Origin of the sequence: Paraburkholderia aromaticivorans (assembly GCF_002278075.1) — a bacterium.
Lineage (GTDB): Bacteria > Pseudomonadota > Gammaproteobacteria > Burkholderiales > Burkholderiaceae > Paraburkholderia > Paraburkholderia aromaticivorans.
The window spans coordinates 458,569-477,798 of sequence record NZ_CP022989.1; the positions used below are offsets into that span (position 1 = coordinate 458,569).

Genomic DNA, 19,230 nt, shown 5'->3' on the forward strand with positions numbered 1-19,230 from the left:
ATCTGCAAATAGAATAATTTGCGTCCGCGGAGATCTCGACCGGCAATGGGGAATACGCCTTCGTTGGGGGGGTGAGCATGCGCTCGTGGTGTCCGCCGTCGCGCAGGCAGGTGTTGTCTTGCCGCCTCAACGCGTCCGACTTCGACACCGGGGTCCACCGGCCGTGCATAAGCAATGAGTCGACCGATCATTCGGTGACTTCACCTGATCCTATTTCTGATTTCTCAAGACGGGCACGAATGGCCTGCAACTCCCTTTTACGCTCGGCACTTGTCTTCGGGTAGGTCATCTCAAGACCGTCAAGGGTTTCAAGGACGATGCTGGACACGATTAGCCTGGCGTTCTCCTTGTCGTCGGCAGGCACGATATACCAGGGAGCATGGCTGGTGCTGGTCGCGTTGAAGCATTGCTCGTAGGCTTTCATATACTGGTTCCAGTAGCGCCGTTCCTCGACATCGGCAACACTTAATTTCCAGTTCTTCTCAGGATCGTCTATGCGTTGCAGGAAGCGTTTGCGCTGCTCTTCCTTCGAGATATGAAGGTAGAACTTGACGATTCGGGTGCCGTTCCCCGAAAGGTGCAACTCCAGGTCCACGATCGAACGATAGCGGTCATGCCACACGGTCCTCTCGTCGAGCAATGCGTCCGGCAGACCCTCGTTACGCAGAATCTCGGGATGGACACGGGCAATCAGCACCTCTTCGTAGTAAGACCGGTTGAAGATGCCGATGCGTCCGCGCTCGGGTAGATCGCGTGTGGTGCGCCAAAGAAAGTCGTGCTGCAGCTCCATGGGGCTCGGATGCTTGAAGCTGAAAACCTGACAACCTTGGGGGTTCACGCCGGACATGACATGCCTGATGGCACCGTCCTTACCGGCTGCGTCCATTGCCTGAAAAATAAGCAGGACAGCATAGCGGTTGGAGGCATAGAGCAACTGCTGCAGAGAACTCAGGCGCGCGACGTGTTCACCCAGCAATTGTTGGTAGTGTTCTCGTGACTCGTATACGGACTCCACCGTCGTCGGCCACTTTTCGAGCTTGACCCGCCCACGTTCCGGGACCCGAAAATCTCGCGACTTGATTTTCATGTTGAACCTCATCACCGATCAATGCAGGTGGGCGTGAAGCCTCGGCCGCACACAAGGGGCGTACCCCACCCGCGAAGCGAACCGGCATTCATGGTAGTCGCTATCTGGCGGGCATCCTGAGACCTGGTGGCAACCGGATCACATAGATGCGCCCCGGCAAATCCCCGGCGACTCCGCTTTCCGAATAGATGAAGTAGACAAGTGAGTGCCGTTCCGTGTCCAGTATCCGGAAGACATGGAGCGCGTCGAAAGCCGGGTTCAACTCGGCCGTGAATACCTGCGCTCGCTGGGCAACAGTTTCGGCTATGCGGATGTTGCCCGTTTGATGGCAGGATGCCGTCATGTCTACAGCCTGGGGGACGCGTCCACCTCCCAGCGCGCCATCCGACTGCGACTCTGACACGTAGCACGTTACGCCATTCACGAGCGGATCGTCGTAAGCCGAAATGGCAATGTGAGAGCCATACCGCTGCGTATGCGTTTCGATCGTCGCCAGCTCTTTGGCCATGAGGGTGGAACACGAGAATATCAGCAGTGCGCCCAGGACACCCGAGCGCCATGGAACCAGCGTGGTCATCTTCCACCTCCCGAGTATTCGATAGCCATTTCTTCGATCGCGCAACTCCGCAGCAACGAACGGCTGATTTCAGGCTATTTCACTCGCCAGCCAGCTGTTTGACGCATGTCAACGCCCGCGTATTCGGGTGGCGTCGCCCTGAAATGAGTCTGTGATTCGCACAAGGTGCGTTTCGGACACGGACCGAACATTCCTCGACCGGTACACGCGCCGCGCCAGGGAATTCCCCTGGTGCTCGGGGAAAGAATCGTTCGGCGCCTACGCTTCCAACGAGCGGAGCAAAAGGCCGCTATAAGATAAAAAGCTCGTGAACTACTTACCGACGACCGCGGCCCGCCGGGTATCTCTCACACACCATATATTCAGAGGCGCCCGAAACCCGAAGAGAAACTGACGCGATCCTCACACCGCTTTCAAAGCAGGCAACAACCGGTCGAATTCACGCTTCACCACGCCGTAACATTCGCACACGCGTGCTTCGAGCCCCGGCCTGTCCAGCACCTCGATGTGGCCATGGCTATAGCGAATCAAGCCTGCGTCCTGTAACTTCAGCGCGGCCTCTGTCACACCGGACCGGCGAACGCCCAGCATATTGGCGATCAGCTCCTGCGTCATCTTCAGTTCGTTTGAAGAAAGGCGGTCGATGCTAAGCAGGAGCCACCGGCACAACTGTTGGTCGATCGAGTGGTGTCGATTACACACGGCGGTCTGCGCCATCTGGGTAATCAGCGCCTGCGTATAGCGCAGCAGAAGGCGCTGCACCGGGCCGGCACGATGAAATTCATCTTTCAGAATTTGAGCGTCCAGCCGATACGCCTTGCCTGCGCTTTGCACCACCGCCCGGCTGGGCGTGGTCTCGCCCCCCATGAAAAGCGCGATGCCGATCAGCCCTTCGTTACCGACAATCGCGATCTCGGCGGACGCACCGTCCTCCATCACATACAGCAGCGACACGATACAGGTGGTCGGGAAATAAACCTAATTGAGCCGGTCGCCCGATTCGTAGACGACGTTGCCTAGCGGCATATCCACGAGCACGAGATGTGGCGCCAGCCGCTCCCACTCCAGGTCAGGCAGCACCGCGAGCAGATGATTTTCGTTTTCTTGATGACCTCGGGCCATTTCGCACGCTCCGCAGCTCGCCCGGAACCGCGCCGCTTTCGCCGACGATTTCCTGACGGTAAATATGGATAGAAGGAGGAATGCTCCAACGCCTTAAGGGTTGTGCCGACGCACGACAAGGGCCGGCATCCTTTACGCGACCCGAAGTCTGACCGATATAAGGAGGATTATAAGTCGCGTCGACATCAGGGCACAGGTCCGCGCCCTCGCATGACACCGCGTGGCGGCGCACGCTGGGGATGCGTATCGCACGAACTTCGAGATTGTCGCGCCGTCTGCCTGTCCGGCGTGGTTCACCTGCTAAAAGGCAACCGCCGCTCCACTGATACGCGGCCATAAAGAAGCACAGCCGGACGTGATTACGTGGCGATCGGCAGCTTGAGCGTGAACTCACTGCCCTCCCCCGGGCCGGCACTTGCTGCCGACACCGTACCCCCGTGAGCTTGAGCAATCGCGTTACGACGGCAAGGCCAATGCCAAGGCCGCCAGCGCTGGAGGCGATCGTTCTGCTGCACTGCGCGAACAACTCGAAAATATGCGGCAGCAGCACAGGCGAAATTCCGGCTCCATCGTCTTTGATTCTGATGACGACGTTGCTTCCCTCGGCAAGCACGGTCATGCGTATATTGCCGTGCACCGGCGTGTATTTCACCGCGTTATGCAACAGGTTACCGATAGCCTGCGTCAAGCGTTCTGGATCGCCTTCAACGCGCAATGTCCTGTCTGGAATCGACACGGTAAAAGCCTGATTTTTTGCCGCGGCGGCCGCTGCCGTGATCTCGCAACTGTCAGCAAGCAGGGGCGCGATTTCGAACTCGAACTTGTTGAGCCGAAGCGCGCCCTGATCGACTCGGGTTGCATCCATCAAGTCCTGCGCGAGCCGTGCGATTCCACTGACTTGCCGATCGATCATATCAGCCGGAGTATCTCCGGGCGCTCGGCCGATGCGCTGCGGATCAATTGGCTGGCCATCCGCAACGGCATCAACGGCGCGCGCAACTCGTGCGCCACCATGGCCAGGACCTCATTGCTCAGTGCTGGTGCGTCGATGCGTTGGCCCGCCGCACACGCATCCGCCACGAAGCCACTTTCGGCCGCGCGGCAACCACGGTTCATTATTGCGTCCGTCACGATTAGACCGTTCAACGCAGAACCACCCGAAGACGGCTCGGTGGACGCCAGATAGGCTGACATTTTGATCCCCATTTCGCGGCCCATTGGACCACGAAGAGCAAAGCGAGGCGCGTGTCGGCACATGTTCAAGGAGAGCAGCAAGGCTGCTTCTCAGAGAGCACCGGCACCGCGTGATTCGCCCATGCCTGCCTCGCCTCACGCGATCAGGAATCCACGAGCGGTCGGCAGGTTGAAAGAACAGCTTCGCAAATGCGGGTCGGTAAGTCCGTACGGTAGCGTTCAAATCGGCAAGAGCGACCGACTGATCCGAGCGTCGGTCGAGCCCCAAAAGCCGGGGAAATTGGTGCGTTCCCGAACGGCCCGCGGATTCGGGTCGGTCTGACGCTCAAACGCGCACTGCGATCGCAGCGGATTGCGCGTTCGAACATAGGCATCCGTCTGTACGTTGTCGTATTGCATTCTCCGGCGCGTGCGCGTAGCGTCTCTCTTATCGTCGACGAGCGGGAACGAAGCTGGACTGATCGGCACCTTCGTGCTGAACAACAGTGGCCCCTGATCGGGCGATCAACTTCACGTCAAGCGCGAAGAATGGCTCGATGCCGGCACCCGAGTGCGTCGGATAGGACGTAGGCGCCGGGCGGATCACCGCTCTCGTCGAAGTCCGCACAGCGCCGGACCGATCGGAGCAGAAAACTTCAAAGGCATTAACGGCAGGGGCAAGTCATGAGGGAAAACATCCAGAAGTTGTATCAGGCGCGTATCCACACGTTCACTCCCGAATGCGTCGAACTGCAGGACGGCACATTTCATTTTCATCTTCGGCATGCGGTGGAAGGCACGCTTCCTTCGGCTGACAAACTCTACGACATCGGCATCTTTTCGACGAGCCAGGAAGGCCATGAGGCGGCACTCGCGTATGGCGATAAATACATTGCGGAGCATAAGTTCGGGATATAGCAGCGCTCACCGTTATCGACGAATCGCAAGCCTTAACCAACAGTGACGACGGCCAGTGTGGCTGTCGTTCGATCAGACGGACGGCGCTATGGCAGACAAGATCATTTCAAGCACGACACACGACGCCCACATGAACGTCAAGGATCACATTTCCGATGGCTGGGTAGCCAGTGTGTGCATCGTGCCGAAGGGCGCGTCGAAGGGCAACGAACACATCCAGCTCGACACGGTCTTCGAACGTGAAGAGGCCGCATGGGAATCGGTCGAGACGCTTGCCCGCGCCGAACTCAACAATCTGAAATAGCGCGCCACCACACTATCGAATCGCTGTGTGCAGGCCGCAATAGCTCCCACATTGCTCGTCTTTCAGTACGGCATCCCGGGCATCCCTTCATTGCATTGCATGATTGTTGGCCGAAGGTAGCGCCGTTCCTGGCTCTGCTTCCGGGCGACTGCAATCTAGCGATGGGCCGGCCCGGCGGAGTAAACTGTTAAAGGGAGTCCGTCATTGCCGACAGCAAGGTTCAGGCTGTGTCGCGGCGAACTCAGATATTCCCACCCCACGGCGGTGCTCGCCGTCCGCACGAATTCACTGGAGGCCCGACATGTATCAACGCATTCTGGTAGCGATCGACGGCAGCGAGACGTCCGGACATGCATTCGAAAGCGCACTGCAACTCGCTCGTGATAATGGCGCGCAATTGCAGCCGCTCTATGTGATCGACAACCCAGTGATGGCATACGACGCCTCCGGCTACGATCCGACCGTCCTGCGCAACGCCTGCATGCAGGAAGGCCAGCAGGTACTGGCGGATGCATTGGCGCGCATGGAGCATGAGAACGTTGCCGGCGTGCCGCGGATCGTCGACGTCGAGCCGATCGGCGAAGACATTGCGGAACGCATCCGCATTTCGGCCAACGAATTCAATGCGGACCTGCTGGTGCTCGGCACGCACGGGCGGCGCGGTTTCAAGCGCCTGTTTCTGGGCAGTGTGGCAGAGCGCGTCGTGCGCAGTGCGCACCTGCCGGTGTTACTGGTGCCGAGCCGGCAAGCGCACGCCACCGTCGCACAGGCCGCCAAGCCGGGACATGCCGACATCGCCGCGGCGATGTACGAACTGCCGCGCTAACGCAGGCCCAGGCATCGCCAGCGCAGGCATGCCGTGGCTGCGGCAGCGGTTGAACACGCCGCTAGTGGCCGGCGTAGCGATCTTCGTCGTGGCCACATCGGCGGCACCGGCTGGCGTGCTGGGACCCAAACAATGGGGCCAACGTGCGCCGATCGCATCGCTCAGCGAGTGCATGGCTTCACCACGCTGCTTCGGCAATTGGCCGACGCGCCCACGCTTCTGCTGTGCACCCTGACCGTCTGGCTCCCTATGCTGCCCGGCGTCTGGCTGGCTCGCCGGGAGATTCACCTGCATTAAGGCCGCGCGGGTCGCATGCGAGGGCTGCCGGCTCCATCCACGACGCGCCTGACTGATCTGGCTCCCATCGAACTGAATCGTCAGACGTACAAACACGAGAATTCTGGCGACGGCGCGCGCGTCACTACACAACGCCGCGCGAGCGAGGCCGCATCTCACTTCGGGCTACGAATCGTCGGCAACGTCGACGGAGCTTGCGTCTCACGCTCGACGAGAGCGCGACATGACCGTTGCGGCCTCAACCTTTTTCAAAGGAAAGCGTGCTTGCACCGCCCGAAGGGTATACAGTCGGTGTACGGGTCGCGTTTGACGCCCCTTATTCTGGAATGACCATGCGATCACAAATCAAAGTTGCACCACGTACGAGCGGCACTATGAGCGAATACGCTCTGTCGCGTCAGGCACAAGCACTTCTGCTCGAACGGGCGGACCAGGCGCGGACGGAACAACGGCGCGTCAATGATGCCCGCATTGATTCCAACGCAAGCAAGTGGCGCTATTCCGTGGCGTTGACAGGCAGTTGATGTCGGGCAGGCAGGAGGAATGAAGGAGTACAACATGACCACAGCGTGGTGGGGCGTTCTAGTCGGGATGGCGATAATAATTATCGTATCCCATTACCGATATCGGCAAGGTTTGGTGGGCAAGTAGAAGGTTGACAGACTGAATCAGTATGCAGTGGTCGGCGGAACCGGACCATCTTCATGCAGCCAGGCTCTGTGCGCGCAGCGGCGGAAAGACCGGTCCCGGCATCGGGCGAAACATCAGCATTCCGGAGCTTCCCTCCAGACAAAGGACCGATGTGTCGCATCATCAACTCGAACAGGATATCGTTCACCTCGAACACATATTTCCACAGCTCGCGGCCAGTAGCGCCCTTGGGCTAGTCTATTGGCGTCGGCGTATCACGGCGCTCGAACCAGCGCAGTCATTGCTTCCCGATGGCGCACGCCGCGTAACGCGTCTACTGTCGATAATCGACCAGATAGACGACGCAACTCACCCATCGTAGCGGTAGCGTACGCATTCGTCGTAGCGCCAGCGTCATAGTGGCGTCGTCGATAACGCGTGACGTTTGGCCTTCCTTTAAGGCTGCGGACACGGTTCAACCGGATTACGGCCGCCCAGCACACGAATAGCGCGGCGCTCACTCGCGACTTCGAATATCGCAATACAACGAATCGAAAAAGACGCCGATGAGGTGCTTCCCGGCTATCGACAATTATTCGTGACATGACATCGGTCCTGCGCACGCACTCAAGGCCGTTCAAGAGATTGGGGTAACGCGCCAAGTTGCCGGAACACGGACAGCCAGTCCTCGAGGTGCCACGTCTTCGCAATCAGATTTCCGCGCATCTGGTGGAAAGAGTGAATCGCGAATCTGATGTGTTTGGAACTCGCGGCAATACCAAGCAGTGTCCCGGTCTGAGTTCCGCCGATCTCCGCGCGAACGCCTACCCGGTCGTCATGAACGAGCACGTCGAGAATCGTCACTCTCAGGTCGGGAAGTGCTTGAGCAAGATTGTCGAACAATTGCACCATCTGGTCGGGTCCCGCCACAACTCCGGCAGGCTCGGGAATCTATTCCCAGTCAGGGGTGACGACCCGTCGCAGCAACGCGACGTTCTTTTGCTCGAAAGCGCGGTAGAAGTCTTCAATCGCTTGGCGAGCGAGATGTTCGTCGGCGGGCCGGGTCATGTTCCAATACTCCTGACGAATGCACACGGCGAGCCGTGGACTCGCCGATGCTACACGCTTTTCCCTGTCGAGTTCAGCGATGCGAATTGGCATCCGGCAAACACGCGGACATGAAAGAAGGTATTCTTCCTGATCCGCATGCCGCATTGAGCCGGAGATTAACGCATGATAACGGCGTGACAGAAAGTAAGAAGCTGTCGAATCCGATATGAAGTATCGAAAAGCAGTAGTCATGTCACGATGCTTTACCAACAACACGCATATAGAAATTGAACGCCATAGCCTTTTATGGGGTGTCACAAAGTGAGTGGGCGGTATAAGATCCGTGAAAATCGTGAAGGCCAACGACGTTGCGCAGTGGGCTTTTCGCGGCGGCGAGGCGAATCAACACAGCCGCCAAGCTGTTTCAGCCACTCAAATGAAATATTCCCGCTTGCCTCAAGCAGGTGATCGCGCAATCGCATACGCATTCGCTGTACTGCTGTCGGAATTCGCAACGATCTATTCACACCCAATCCGATGCCCAAAGACACCCCAGAGCCGCAAGCCATTCATAACGACGTCACCCGTAGCGCGATCTTTATCGTCGCGACGCTCGAAGCCGGCCCCGATCCGGCAGAAAAGGTGCGTGCATGGTGTGGCGACATCGCCGCCCTCGTGCGCTCGGTCGGCAAGCGGGTCCCCGCCGGCAATCTATCGTGCGTGTGCGCCTTCGCCTCCGACGCGTGGGACACACTGTTCGGCGCTCCCCGCCCCGCCTCCCTGCACCCGTTTCGGGAAGTCGGCTCAGGCGAACGCCAGGCGCCAGGCACGCCGGGGCACATCCTGCTGCATATTCGCGCCGACCACATGGATCTGTGCTTCGAACTCGCCACGTAGCTGCTGGGGGCACTCGGCGACGCGGTGACCGTGGTCGACGAAGTTCACGGCTTTCGCTACTTCGATATGCGCGCCATGGTGGGCTTCGTCGACGGCACGGAAAATCCGACGGGTCGCGCCGCTGATGAATTCACCCTGATCGGTGACGAGGATCCGGAGTTCGCCGGCGGCAGCTATGTTGTCGTGCAGAAGTACCTGCACGACATGACGGGCTGGAATGCGCTTTCGGTGGAGACTCAGGAACGCATTATCGGCCGCACGAAGTTGTCCGATATTGAACTCGATGAAGCGGTGAAACCGTCGTGCTCGCATAGCTCGCTCACCACCCTCACCGAGAACGGCAAGGAAGTGAAGATACTGCGCGACAACATGCCGTTCGGCAGGCCCGGTTCGGGCGAGTTCGGCACCTACTTCATCGGTTATGCACGCTCGCCTGCGCCGATCGAGCAGATGCTGGAAAACATGTTCGTCGGCCGGCCGCCGGGCAATTACGACCGCTTGCTCGACTATAGCCGCGCGGTGACGGGCGGCCTCTTCTTCGTCCCATCGGCGACCTTGCTCGAGGAACTGGCAGACCGTGATCCACAAGCGGCCGCTGCCGGTGTCGAGCAGCAACCCGACACGGCTTCTTCCGCAGAACCGCATCAAGGCGGTTCGTTGAACATCGGCTCTCTCAAGGGAATTTCTCAATATGAATAACCTGCATCGCGAGCTCGCCCCAATCTCCCGTGCCGCCTGGTCGCAGATCGAAGACGAAGTGGCGCGCACTTTCAGGCGCAGTGTTGCCGGCCGTCGCGTAGTCGACGTCAAAGGCCCGGGCGGAACGGAACTGTCGGGTGTCGGCACGGGGCATCAGATCGCGATCACCGCGCCGCAGCAGGGCGTCGTGGCCAAGTTGTCCGAGATCAAAAGCCTCGTCGAGCTGACCGTGCCGTTCGAACTGCAGCGCGAGGCGATCGACAGCGTCGTGCGCGGCGCGAAAGATGCCGACTGGCAGCCCGCGAAAGAAGCGGCAAAGCAACTCGCCTACGCCGAAGATCGAGCGATCTTCGACGGCTATCAGGCGGCGGGCATCGGCGGGATTCGCGAAGGTTCGTCGAACCCGCCGCTTGCGTTGCCGGCCGCGGTGAGTGACTATCCGAACGCCATCAGTAACGCGCTCGAACAGTTGCGGCTTGCCGGTGTGGACGGTCCCTATTCCGTGCTGCTCGGCGCCGATGCGTACACGGCATTGGGCGAGGCACGCGACCAGGGTTATCCGGTTATCGAGCACATCAAGCGGATTGTGAACGGCGACATCATCTGGGCGCCCGCGCTCGCCGGTGGCAGCGTGCTGTCCGCTCGTGGCGGCGACTTCGAGTTACACCTCGGCGAAGACCTGTCGATCGGCTACACGAGTCATACGGACACCGTGGTGCGTCTCTATCTGCGCGAAACGCTGACGTTTTTAATGTTGACGAGCGAAGCATCGGTTTCAGTCACGCAAGCGGAGTGAACGGATCGATGCTTCGCTAACGGTCTCGCTCGACTGCATGCTCGACTGTTCCGGCATTCAATCATGCTGCAAGCGGACCCAGACAGGTGCTTCGACACCGATCATCGTTGCGGGCCCAGAATCTCGCACGCCTCGCGAGCTGTCGCCACATACGTGATCGACCAGCCGCCCGCGTCCATGCGGGCGAAGCAGGACATGCTGGATTTTCCGATCATGGGCATCGGCGGATCGGCCCGACAAGTATCGAAGGGGAGCCGTCACTTGCCGGACTCGCGGCGGCTCTGCTCCTCAACTGTGAAAATAGCCTCGGGCGTGACTTCGAGCCTTGCTCTCGGTATCGGCAGGCCACTCTCGTCGGAAATACCGTAGGTGCCATCCTTGATCTTCTGCAACGCGCGTTCAATGTCGGCGATGCGCTGGTCGTTCACGTCACGCAACGCCTGATTGACTTCCCTCTGGGCCATTGACTGCGCTTCATCCTCGAACTCCTCCGCCTCGTCGCCATGCTGCTCCTGCGCTGCCTGCTCGTCGGCGAGCGTAGTTTCCTCGCCGCCCAGCAATTCCCGGCGAAGCGCCTCGAGGCGCTCACGCTGCTGCGCGATGAACGCCTCATCCAACTCACCCTGTTGCGCCGCCATGATGCTCTCCCTTGCGTTGATTCGCGTTACACGCGGTAGCGTGAAGCGTTACCCATTTAACTCTTGAAATGCGAGGCCGTTCGTCTTCTCGTCTGAAAGTCTACGAGCAAGTCATGGCCAAGTGAAGCGCGGCTTCTCCAATGATGGCGATCGCCCCCCTACGCGCGCAGATTGACTGCTCGCGTTGAATATCCTGCTGTCCAGGTCAGGGAATTGCGGCATGATGACCTCTTGAGAGAAGCGCGCGCTGAATGAGGGCGAATGCCGATCACGAACGCTGCAAAGGGGAAAATGATGCCAGCATGCACAGTTTCTTACGGCGAGTTTGAGATCGTCGTGCGGCCTGAAACTAACGAACGCGGCGCCTGGGTGGCAAGTGTCAGCGTAAGTCGCGGCACGGGAACGCCAGTCTATGACCGCCCGATGACGATCCAACCCGAGTGGTTAACCGAAGAGGAAGCCATCAGGGACGGGGTCGAATGGGGATCACGCTTCGTCGATCATGAGTTGAATGCGCAGCCGCCTCATTCCGACGTTGCTGAGCGCTCCCGCGCGGAACACTGGTTCCGCGACGTCGAGGAATCGCGCGGCGCCAAACCCGGTACATAGATCCGGCAGGCACGGGCATCGTCCCCGGCCGGGTGATTGAGTATGGCAACGGAGCACCGGGCAAGCGGGATCAAACCTGCCGCGGCCGGCTCACCAGTTCTCACGCGGTGAGCGTGGACATATCTCCGCCGACTTGCTCGAAGATCAGTCGACATGTCTTCTCACTCAGATTCGCTTTGACCATGCCGGTGAATTCTGGCTCGAGCGCGAGGCTGAGGAGTTTGTAGCGCTGATGCATTCGGCCTTCCTTCAGATGTCCCTTCCCCTGTTCCCGCGATGATCAACTGCGGCGTCAGATGCCTGCGCCGTCAAGCAACGCCCTCTCACGGTTGCATCCGCCACGCCCAGGGATTCCCCTGACTTTTCCTTCTTCCCGTTTAATGTGGCTTGATTCGACTGCAGGATGGCGGTTTCGCGCGCTATGACAGTGTATTACGTCGACAATACACGGTGTTACGCTCAGGAAAGCAGCCTTCGCGGCAGTGAGCCGCCGTTCAGCGGCAGAACCAGCAGCTATCAGAACATACCGCGAAGCGCGATTGCCTACGAGAGGCTAAACATCGCTGCGGGAGCGACTGCGATGCAAATCAAAACATATACCGTACTGACGCTAGTCCTGTTTAGCAGTGCTGCCTTCGCATGGCAGCCACTCACCTATCCGATTCGAAGTCAAGGCCCTTACCAGCGCAGTGTCGATACTGCGCTGTGCTACGCGGCGGCCAACAAGCAGACCAAGGTCAACATCACCCGGGAACCGCAGATCCCGCCGCGTAAGCCGCCTGCCACCAAGACCTCGTCGACCGGCGTGCCGTCACGGCCGCCATTGCCCGGCAGCAGCTTCTCGAGCGCGCCGATTGGCGCGAGCATGCCGGCTGCGGCAACCGCCACGGGCGCGAGCGTGGCCGCCGCGACCACGGCGGCGACGGCCAAAGGCTCAGCGCCCGGTGCGGCGAGCGCCCCGCCGGCAGGCACCACGACCACGGCGGGATCGGCGACGTCGATGGCGTCCATGACAAGCGCGGAGAGCGGCGCCTCGGAAACGGCGGCTGCGAGCGCGGCGCAAGTGGCGGCGGCATCCGGCGTGAAGCTGCCGCCCCTGCCGGCACCGGAGCCGCCAATGACACAATATTGGGCCGCGTATGGCGCGTGCATGCAAGCCAAGGGTTACGTCGTCGCACAGTAACCTTGCTTGCAAGCCTCGTTACGGTGCCTTGTTTTTCTGATTGTGGCGCCAGCATTCGACGCCCCTTTGCGACACGGCGATGCTTAGCGACTTCACTTCCGATCATGACGATCCTTCCCGATGCGGGCACTGTGGTGTCCCGCTAAGCGGTCGCTTCGCGCCCTGTCCTTCGTGTCATCAGCGGGCGGTCGAGTCGCTCCCCGCGCGCGCCGCGCCGCGTTCTCCCCTGCAAGTCCCGTTGAACGAGCCACTGGACGATCCGCTGCCGCTGGTCGACAGCCGGCTGCCGGCGCGCAGGATCTGGAGTCCGTCTTCACGCGCGCTGGTCAACCGCTATGAGTTCGTCGAGGAACCCGTCGTCGCGGTGCCCATCTATCAACGACTGCGCCAGCCCCTCGTGCTGAGCGCGTCGGCGCTGGTGGTGACATCGGCGGTGTACCTCGGCTTCATTCATAGCAACGACTCGGATGGCGGCACGCCAATCGCGGTTTCCGGCAAGGTGCAGACACAACATGCCGCGCCGCTTGCCGTCATGCCTCAGAAGCCCGCGGCCGTGTTCGCTCAGCGGTCGGTGCCCGCCGCCCCTCAGAAACCCACGGCGATGCCTGCGCAGAAGGCCGCTGCCGCTGCCCCGCAGCCGCCCGCGGTGACCGTGGCCGCACAGAAGCCCACGACCGTCGCCGCCCTGCGGCCCGCGCCCGTGCGTGCGCCGCCAGCGCCGCCGCCGGCCGCCGCGCCGCCGCTTGCTGGCCGCGTCGCCTCCGTCCAGCCCGGCGCGACACGCGATCCAGGCGGCCAGTCAGGCAAGCCTCCGGATAAGGTGCGCCCCGATGTGTCCCGGCACCTCAGAGCCGCGCGTGCCAATCTGCAGGAGAACAATCTATCGGCGACCAGAGCGCGCCTTGCGGCAGCGATCGCCGCGCAACCCGATAATCGCGACGCGTTGAATATGCGCTCGACACTGAGCGCGCGGGAACAGCAGCGCGATGCGCTGCTGAGCCTCGCGCGAGGCTGCGGATATATCGCGCGATGGACGTGCGTCTCGCACAATGCGGGTACGGCGCTGCAGATCGATTCGAGCAGCAAGGAAGCCCAGCGTCTCGTGACGCTCGCGCAACGCGAAACCGAGCTCCAGATTCCGCCGGCCGCCGAGCCCGTCCCCGAGTCCGTACCCGACACGCGCGACCTGACCAGCCATCACTGATGGGCGCGCTCCGCTCCGTGCAGCACATGAACCCACGTCGACGAGCACTCGAGGGCGGCGCCCTCTAGCGTGTCGACACGGCAAGACTCACCTGACGCGCAATCGCGCGGTAGCGGTCCGCGGTATCCCTAAGCGTCAAGCCAGTCAGCGAGCGTTGCGCCCGCTCCTGCCCTAGCGCGGCGATCACGGCCTCGGCATAGCCCTGCACATTGCTGGTATCGATCAGTTGAACCCCCGGAAAGCCGTTCGCGAACGCGAAGGCCGGAATCCTGCTCGCCACGATCGGCACGCCGGAGGCCAGCGCCTCGAGAAAAGCCACACTGTGCGCCTCGGATTGCGACGGCATGACGAAGACGTTCGACTCCGACAGCACCGCGGCGACATCGGAGCGCGGGCCCGCCACCACGACGCGCTCGGCAATTCCCAGGGTCTGCGCCAGCGCGATGACCGCACGCTGATAGTCGGGATCTTCAACCACACCGTACAACACCAGACGTGCGTCTTTCCCCTGCCGGAGCACTTCGCTGAAAGCCCGCACCGTCGCCAGTTGATCCTTCACCGCCGCGTATCGGCCTATCTGCACCACTTGCGGCGCGCGGCCGGTGCGCTCCACGCCGTCGGTAAACGAAAAGCGCTCCAGGTCCACACCGTTCGGCACCACGGTCATCGACGGATGCGGCCCGATGGCCTGCACGTAGTCCGTCACGCCTTGCTCGGACACGCCGATCACCACCCGGGCGCGTCCCGAGAGAACATGCTCGACGCGTCTGAACAGCGGGCGCTCGAAATCGTTGGTTGCCGAATGCATGACGTAGACCACCGGGACACGCAGCGGCAACGCGCGCGCATAAAACGACGGAATGGTCGCATGCGCAAAAATCACATCCGGACGAAAGCGCCGCACGGCGGCGAACAGATGGCACAGCTTGACGAGCGCACGGTGCCGCCGCCGCGGAAACACGCACTGCACGCCGTGCCGCTGCAAGTCGTCCTGCAAGGGCGCGAACTCGGCGTGCGCCGGCAACAGCGACGCCACACACACTGCCATGCCCTCGGCGCACTGGTCGAGCGCGAGGTCCTTGGCCAGCACTTCGGCTCCCGATAACCGCGGCGCAAGAACCAGATGAAAGACGCGCATCATGAGGTCCTGGCCGTCAAAGTCCGGAACAGCATCCACGCCGCGGCGCAGCCGAGGCCGAGCGTCATGGACCACGCAATGCCGGTTACGCCCCACCAGTGAACGGCGGGAGGCGCGCTCAACAGCAACACCACCACCTGGATCGCCGATGCGTGCACGGTCGCTTTCGCATCGCCCACCGCGCGCAGATAAGCCACGAGGACCGCGATCAACGCACCGATCGCCATATTGATCACGAGGATCCTGAAAAGCGGCACCGCCGGCAACCACGCCGCGCCGAGAACCAGTGAGAAGAGCGGCTCGGCGATCAGCCTCAGCAACGCGACGAAGGCCGCGAGCCCGATCGCGATCACCAGCAGGTAGATCTTGATGACGCGCGACGCCGACTGCGGATTGCGCCGGTAGTGCGCCGCGAAAGTGGGAAAAAGGTATTGCGACATGGCGATCGCGGCGTCCGCGAGCAGCATCTGCGCGAGCCGCGACGACATCTGATAGCTGCCCAGTTGGGCCGGTCCGAGCAGCTTGCCGACCACGACCTTGTCGAACTGGTTGAGCAGCAGATTGATCACACTGCTCGCCCAGATCCAGCGGCTGAACCCGACATAGTGGCCGATGCCCGACCACACGGCGCGGATCGGCGGGCGCGGCTTCATGGTCGCCCAGGTCAGCGTGCTTTTCAGACTTTCGCCCGCCACGAGGCCGAGCAGCACGGAGGCCGCGCCGGCGCCGAAATACGCGAGCAGGAGCCCGACCGAGCAATCGACGAACGCCGCCGCCACTTCCACCCCGGCGATGTGCTGGAAGCGCCGCTCGCGCTGCACCACGTAATAGGCGGGCGACGCCAGACCGCGCAGCAACGGCAGCAGTGCCGCGAGCTGGATCAGCACGAGTGAGCCGTTCAGATGGAACTGGTTGCTCAACAACGGGGCGAGCGCGACCAGCAACAGCGAGATGAGCACGCCTCGCGCCGTCAATGTCGTCCATAGCGCGCCGAGTTGCGAGCGCGACGGCGGATGTTCGCCTTGAATGACCGCCTGTGCGAGTCCGGTATCGGACAGCGCCTCGGCAATCGCCACCGCGAGCAGAGCCACGCTCACGCTACCGATCGCCGCCGGTCCGAGCATCCGCCCAATCGCAAGAAATTTGACCGCTACAAGTCCACGCACGGCGAACTGTTGCAGCAGGACCCACGTCGCCGCACTCGCGCCGAAGCTGCCCGCCATCGAGAACGCCGGAAGCCTGATCGCCCGCAAGCTATTTCTCCGTCGAATCACAGCGCCGGTGAATCGGCCACGCACAGCGATTTCACGCATCGCTGCGAACGCCGCCGGCGCATAATTAGTTAGTAGCACCAGCAAGCTGGCGAAGTTTTTAAACGAATTCCATGCACGACCTTACCGCGAGAGAATCGCCGACAACCGCCATCAGCTAGGCCAGTTCCGCCGCTACCAACGCCCCCTAGTACGTTTACCCACAAAGCGGGTCAAATTAGTGGTTCCGCGCATTCCGGCGGTGCTAACGTTGGTCAGCCGGCGCCATGCGGGAACAGGCGCGCGAGCAATTTTTCACCCAACGTAATGGTTACCGACGCGATGGAACAAGACTATGTCCTGATTGTGGAACCGAATCTCACGGGGCACCGCTGGCGATACGTCGAGTGGACCATGCAGGCCTGCGCGGAGGCCGGCTATCCGTGCATGCTCGTCACCGAATGCGCCAACGAAGATCACCGGCTCGCGCGGCAGATCACCGCCGCCAACCGCCCGGATCAGCAGATCGCCTTTGTCGATCCCGAAGAGCGGCCGCGCGGCCGCCTGCGCGATCCGAACGAATACTGGCGCTTTCACCGCTATTTCAAGCGCGTGCACGCGATCATCAGCCGCATGCAGGCTATTCGTCTGGTGGTCGTGCCCTATGTCGATTACTTCTTTTATTCGCTGCCGTTTCTCGGCTCGCCGTTCGGCGACACGCCGTGGATCGGCATCACGATGCGCGCGACGTTCCATCACCACAAGGTTGGCATCAAGGCTCCCGATCGTCCGGTCGTCAATGCGATCAAGGCGCAGCTCTTCAAGCGCGCGATCCGCACCACCGGCCTGCGCACGCTGCTGACGATCGACCCCACGCTGCCGGAATGGGCGGCGCGCAGTGCACCGAAACACAGCGCAGCCATTGCCTATGTGGCCGACCCGTTTCCCGATGAACAGGCGGAAAACCCCGCGCTGGCCCGCCAGCGTCTGGGGCTGGATTCCGAGCAGCGCTATCTGCTGGTGTACGGCGCGATCACGGAGCGCAAGGGCATCTACGAACTGGTGCATGCGTTGACGCGTCTCGAGCATGCGCCCACGCTGATCGTCGCCGGCGAGCAGGACGCCGGCACACGTCACTTCATGCGCAATCATGTGCGCAGCCTGAAGCCCGCGCCGGTGGTGCTCGACGCTTTCATCTCCAACGATATGGAGCGCGACCTGTTCTCCGCATGCGACGCGGTCTGGCTCGGCTACAAGGGGCACTACGGCATGAGCGGCGTGCTGGTGCAGGCGTACCGCTTCGGCAAACCCGTGATTGCGACCGAAGACGGTTTGATCGGCTGGTTCAGCCGGCGTTGCGAATTGGGGCCGATCCTGAGCGACCTGAGTTCCGCATCGATCGGCCGCGCGATCACCGAGACGATGACCTCGTGGCCGCACGCGCCCGAAGCCGTGCCAGCCGCGCGGGAAGATCTGTTGTCCCGGCATACGCTCGGGCAGTTCAAGCAGACCCTGCTGCAACAGATGGCCTGACTGCGCGGCACACTTCCCAGAAACGACGCGAGGCGTCCATCATCAGATGGACGCCTCGGCGCATGTGGCGTCGGTTTGGCGTCGGTTTGGTCGGTTAAGCGGCCGGCTACGCGCGTAACCGGCCGCATGTCTCCCTCATCAGGACAACTGCCCACCCGCCGCGGCGGCGGGCACCTGCTCCCGCACCGAACTACTGCGCTTTTCCGGGAACAGCGCGTTGCGCATCAGCAGGAACGGATACTCGATCGCACGCGTGGTGACGTAGCCGATCGTAATCGCGATCGCAAACTGTGCCGCGAGGGCGACAAACCAGATGAGGCTCGGCGCGAGGCCCATCGCGGTCGCTTTGCGAATCAGCATGTCGCCGGGCGCGAGCGCCAGCGAATGCCACAGGTAAATACCGTACGAATACAGGCCGATCCAGGCCACGCCGCGATAGAGCCACGACTTGCGCAGCGACCCGGAATACTCCAGCACCAGCACGATCAATGCGGCGAATCCGATCGCCTGGATCGTGTAGCCGATGCTTTCATCCAGTGCGAGATGCCTGGTTGCGAGGGCGAGCCACGCGCACAGCAGGACGACGCTGAAGATCAGCAGCCATTTGCGCTTCGCGAGTTGATGGTAGACGCCGGGCTTCATCCAGTAGATAGCGGAAAGAATCACGCCGACCAGCAAACTGTCGATACGGTACTGCGTGTACGCGAACGCCCCTTCGAGGTTGCCGCCCGCCACGGCGAAGCATCGGGCGGTGAGCACCACCGCGCAGATGCCTGTGAGCACGCCGACGATCGTCCACGCACCGAGGCGCCAGCGCGCGAACAGAAGCAGAAGCGCGGGCAGCACCAGATAAAAGTGTTCTTCGACGGCAAGACTCCACGTCTGCGTAATCGACGTGCCCAGATAGTTCTGCAAATGGGTCAGGTTCTGGATCAGGAAGGTATTCCACGGGTGGCGTCCGGCCAGCACATGAAAGATGATCAGCACGTAATACGCGGGCCAGATGCGGAAAATCCGCCGGACGATAAATCGCCGTGCGTCCACATGGCCGGTCTCGGCGTACTGTCTGAGCAGCAGGCCGCCCACCAGAAAGCCGCTGAGCGTGAAGAACAGGTTCACGCCTTCGCGGCCGAAACTCTTCAGCGGGTACTCAATAATCTGGATGAGGTAATTACCGGTGTGAACAGCATGAAAGTGAAAACCCATCACCATGATGATGGCGATGCCGCGCACGAAGTCCAGTTCGACCGCCCGCCCGGCCGTTGTGGGTCCCGCCCCGCCGAATAATTTCATGTTGTT

Annotated in this window: 20 protein-coding genes and 2 pseudogenes; 10 read left to right on the plus strand and 12 right to left on the minus strand. The window is 61.5% G+C overall.

The window, feature by feature from the left end; genetic code table 11:
• Nucleotides 1–187: 187 nt before the first annotated feature.
• The 5 genes and pseudogenes from CJU94_RS02000 to CJU94_RS42490 all read right to left on the minus strand — a co-directional run bounded on the left by CJU94_RS02000 (nt 188) and on the right by CJU94_RS42490 (nt 3,980).
• Nucleotides 188–1,087 (minus strand): ADP-polyphosphate phosphotransferase, encoded by a 900-nt coding sequence (locus CJU94_RS02000; RefSeq protein ID WP_095420181.1) that lies wholly within the window; start codon nt 1,085–1,087, stop codon nt 188–190.
• 100 nt (nt 1,088–1,187) lie between these two features.
• Nucleotides 1,188–1,664, minus strand: coding sequence for a CreA family protein (locus tag CJU94_RS02005; protein WP_095417337.1), 477 nt, complete (start codon nt 1,662–1,664; stop codon nt 1,188–1,190).
• 402 nt (nt 1,665–2,066) lie between these two features.
• Nucleotides 2,067–2,786 (minus strand): annotated as a pseudogene (locus tag CJU94_RS02010) (Crp/Fnr family transcriptional regulator).
• Entirely contained in the window at nt 2,734–3,699 is a 966-nt protein-coding gene (locus CJU94_RS42485) for a sensor histidine kinase (RefSeq protein ID WP_095417338.1), read from the minus strand. The pseudogene CJU94_RS02010 and the gene CJU94_RS42485 overlap by 53 nt, the downstream one beginning before the upstream one ends.
• Nucleotides 3,696–3,980: a hypothetical protein gene (locus CJU94_RS42490; protein WP_157763706.1), complete on the minus strand. Its 285-nt coding sequence runs from the start codon at nt 3,978–3,980 to the stop codon at nt 3,696–3,698. The genes CJU94_RS42485 and CJU94_RS42490 overlap by 4 nt, the downstream gene beginning before the upstream one ends.
• Nucleotides 3,981–4,643: 663 nt before the next feature.
• On the opposite strand from CJU94_RS42490, the gene CJU94_RS02030 reads away from it, so the two are divergent.
• The 4 genes from CJU94_RS02030 (at nt 4,644) to CJU94_RS41320 (ending at nt 6,828) form a co-directional block, all read left to right on the plus strand.
• On the plus strand, nt 4,644–4,877 hold the full coding sequence (locus CJU94_RS02030; protein WP_095417341.1) for a hypothetical protein: 234 nt from the start codon (nt 4,644–4,646) through the stop codon (nt 4,875–4,877).
• A gap of 88 nt (nt 4,878–4,965) precedes the next feature.
• Entirely contained in the window at nt 4,966–5,181 is a 216-nt protein-coding gene (locus tag CJU94_RS02035) for a hypothetical protein (RefSeq protein WP_157763707.1), read from the plus strand.
• Nucleotides 5,182–5,482: 301 nt separating this feature from the next.
• Nucleotides 5,483–6,007, plus strand: coding sequence for a universal stress protein (locus CJU94_RS02040; protein ID WP_095417343.1), 525 nt, complete (start codon nt 5,483–5,485; stop codon nt 6,005–6,007).
• Nucleotides 6,008–6,678: 671 nt separating this feature from the next.
• Nucleotides 6,679–6,828, plus strand: a complete 150-nt coding sequence (locus CJU94_RS41320) for a hypothetical protein (protein WP_167397508.1) — start codon at nt 6,679–6,681, stop codon at nt 6,826–6,828.
• A gap of 733 nt (nt 6,829–7,561) precedes the next feature.
• Here CJU94_RS41320 and CJU94_RS41665 read toward each other — a convergent pair.
• Both CJU94_RS41665 and CJU94_RS41670 read right to left on the minus strand, forming a co-directional pair.
• The gene (locus CJU94_RS41665; RefSeq protein WP_244220903.1) at nt 7,562–7,846 is read right to left on the minus strand and encodes an ester cyclase; all 285 of its coding nucleotides are present in this window, start codon (nt 7,844–7,846) and stop codon (nt 7,562–7,564) included.
• A 39-nt stretch (nt 7,847–7,885) separates the two neighbouring features.
• Entirely contained in the window at nt 7,886–8,236 is a 351-nt protein-coding gene (locus CJU94_RS41670; RefSeq protein WP_244220904.1) for a hypothetical protein, read from the minus strand.
• A gap of 285 nt (nt 8,237–8,521) precedes the next feature.
• Between CJU94_RS41670 and CJU94_RS02060 the strand changes: the two are divergent.
• Both CJU94_RS02060 and CJU94_RS02065 read left to right on the plus strand, forming a co-directional pair.
• Nucleotides 8,522–9,580: pseudogene (locus CJU94_RS02060) on the plus strand (Dyp-type peroxidase).
• Entirely contained in the window at nt 9,573–10,376 is an 804-nt protein-coding gene (locus tag CJU94_RS02065) for a family 1 encapsulin nanocompartment shell protein (protein WP_095417344.1), read from the plus strand. The pseudogene CJU94_RS02060 and the gene CJU94_RS02065 overlap by 8 nt, the downstream one beginning before the upstream one ends.
• 257 nt (nt 10,377–10,633) lie before the next feature.
• Here the strand turns inward: CJU94_RS02065 and CJU94_RS02070 are convergent, their stop codons facing one another.
• Nucleotides 10,634–11,014: a TraR/DksA family transcriptional regulator gene (locus CJU94_RS02070; RefSeq protein ID WP_095417345.1), complete on the minus strand. Its 381-nt coding sequence runs from the start codon at nt 11,012–11,014 to the stop codon at nt 10,634–10,636.
• Nucleotides 11,015–11,275: 261 nt separating this feature from the next.
• Between CJU94_RS02070 and CJU94_RS02075 the strand changes: the two genes are divergently transcribed.
• On the plus strand, nt 11,276–11,623 hold the full coding sequence (locus tag CJU94_RS02075) for a DUF6566 family protein (RefSeq protein ID WP_244220905.1): 348 nt from the start codon (nt 11,276–11,278) through the stop codon (nt 11,621–11,623).
• Between the two features lie 100 nt (nt 11,624–11,723).
• Here CJU94_RS02075 and CJU94_RS40705 read toward each other — a convergent pair whose 3' ends face one another.
• The gene (locus CJU94_RS40705) at nt 11,724–11,861 is read right to left on the minus strand and encodes a hypothetical protein (RefSeq protein WP_157763708.1); all 138 of its coding nucleotides are present in this window, start codon (nt 11,859–11,861) and stop codon (nt 11,724–11,726) included.
• A gap of 342 nt (nt 11,862–12,203) precedes the next feature.
• Here CJU94_RS40705 and CJU94_RS02080 point away from each other — a divergent pair, with 342 nt between their 5' ends.
• Nucleotides 12,204–12,806: a hypothetical protein gene (locus tag CJU94_RS02080; protein WP_095417346.1), complete on the plus strand. Its 603-nt coding sequence runs from the start codon at nt 12,204–12,206 to the stop codon at nt 12,804–12,806.
• Nucleotides 12,807–13,044: 238 nt separating this feature from the next.
• The gene (locus CJU94_RS02085; protein WP_244220906.1) at nt 13,045–14,010 is read left to right on the plus strand and encodes a hypothetical protein; all 966 of its coding nucleotides are present in this window, start codon (nt 13,045–13,047) and stop codon (nt 14,008–14,010) included.
• A gap of 64 nt (nt 14,011–14,074) precedes the next feature.
• Here the strand turns inward: CJU94_RS02085 and CJU94_RS02090 are convergent, their stop codons facing one another.
• Nucleotides 14,075–15,148, minus strand: coding sequence for a glycosyltransferase family 4 protein (locus CJU94_RS02090; RefSeq protein ID WP_095417348.1), 1,074 nt, complete (start codon nt 15,146–15,148; stop codon nt 14,075–14,077).
• Nucleotides 15,148–16,401, minus strand: a complete 1,254-nt coding sequence (locus CJU94_RS02095; protein ID WP_095417349.1) for an oligosaccharide flippase family protein — start codon at nt 16,399–16,401, stop codon at nt 15,148–15,150. Before CJU94_RS02095 ends, CJU94_RS02090 begins: the two co-directional genes overlap by 1 nt.
• Before the next feature lie 324 nt (nt 16,402–16,725).
• On the opposite strand from CJU94_RS02095, the gene CJU94_RS02100 reads away from it, so the two are divergent.
• Nucleotides 16,726–17,931 (plus strand): glycosyltransferase, encoded by a 1,206-nt coding sequence (locus CJU94_RS02100; protein WP_095417350.1) that lies wholly within the window; start codon nt 16,726–16,728, stop codon nt 17,929–17,931.
• Nucleotides 17,932–18,069: 138 nt separating this feature from the next.
• Here the strand turns inward: CJU94_RS02100 and CJU94_RS02105 are convergent, their stop codons facing one another.
• A complete protein-coding gene (locus tag CJU94_RS02105; RefSeq protein WP_095417351.1) occupies nt 18,070–19,224 on the minus strand; it encodes an acyltransferase family protein in 1,155 nt (384 codons plus the stop codon).
• Nucleotides 19,225–19,230: the final 6 nt, after the last annotated feature.

Bases quoted from the DNA above. Each gene is read 5' to 3' on its own strand.
- CJU94_RS02000 (WP_095420181.1), bottom strand. From the start codon at position 1,087: ATGAAAATCAAGTCGCGAGATTTTCGGGTCCCGGAACGTGGGCGGGTC.
- CJU94_RS02005 (WP_095417337.1), bottom strand. From the start codon at position 1,664: ATGACCACGCTGGTTCCATGGCGCTCGGGTGTCCTGGGCGCACTGCTG.
- CJU94_RS42485 (WP_095417338.1), bottom strand. From the start codon at position 3,699: ATGATCGATCGGCAAGTCAGTGGAATCGCACGGCTCGCGCAGGACTTG.
- CJU94_RS42490 (WP_157763706.1), bottom strand. From the start codon at position 3,980: ATGTCAGCCTATCTGGCGTCCACCGAGCCGTCTTCGGGTGGTTCTGCG.
- CJU94_RS02030 (WP_095417341.1), top strand. From the start codon at position 4,644: ATGAGGGAAAACATCCAGAAGTTGTATCAGGCGCGTATCCACACGTTC.
- CJU94_RS02035 (WP_157763707.1), top strand. From the start codon at position 4,966: ATGGCAGACAAGATCATTTCAAGCACGACACACGACGCCCACATGAAC.
- CJU94_RS02040 (WP_095417343.1), top strand. From the start codon at position 5,483: ATGTATCAACGCATTCTGGTAGCGATCGACGGCAGCGAGACGTCCGGA.
- CJU94_RS41320 (WP_167397508.1), top strand. From the start codon at position 6,679: ATGAGCGAATACGCTCTGTCGCGTCAGGCACAAGCACTTCTGCTCGAA.
- CJU94_RS41665 (WP_244220903.1), bottom strand. From the start codon at position 7,846: ATGGTGCAATTGTTCGACAATCTTGCTCAAGCACTTCCCGACCTGAGA.
- CJU94_RS41670 (WP_244220904.1), bottom strand. From the start codon at position 8,236: ATGACTACTGCTTTTCGATACTTCATATCGGATTCGACAGCTTCTTAC.
- CJU94_RS02065 (WP_095417344.1), top strand. From the start codon at position 9,573: ATGAATAACCTGCATCGCGAGCTCGCCCCAATCTCCCGTGCCGCCTGG.
- CJU94_RS02070 (WP_095417345.1), bottom strand. From the start codon at position 11,014: ATGGCGGCGCAACAGGGTGAGTTGGATGAGGCGTTCATCGCGCAGCAG.
- CJU94_RS02075 (WP_244220905.1), top strand. From the start codon at position 11,276: ATGCCGATCACGAACGCTGCAAAGGGGAAAATGATGCCAGCATGCACA.
- CJU94_RS40705 (WP_157763708.1), bottom strand. From the start codon at position 11,861: ATGCATCAGCGCTACAAACTCCTCAGCCTCGCGCTCGAGCCAGAATTC.
- CJU94_RS02080 (WP_095417346.1), top strand. From the start codon at position 12,204: ATGCAAATCAAAACATATACCGTACTGACGCTAGTCCTGTTTAGCAGT.
- CJU94_RS02090 (WP_095417348.1), bottom strand. From the start codon at position 15,148: ATGCGCGTCTTTCATCTGGTTCTTGCGCCGCGGTTATCGGGAGCCGAA.
- CJU94_RS02100 (WP_095417350.1), top strand. From the start codon at position 16,726: ATGGTTACCGACGCGATGGAACAAGACTATGTCCTGATTGTGGAACCG.
- CJU94_RS02105 (WP_095417351.1), bottom strand. From the start codon at position 19,224: ATGAAATTATTCGGCGGGGCGGGACCCACAACGGCCGGGCGGGCGGTC.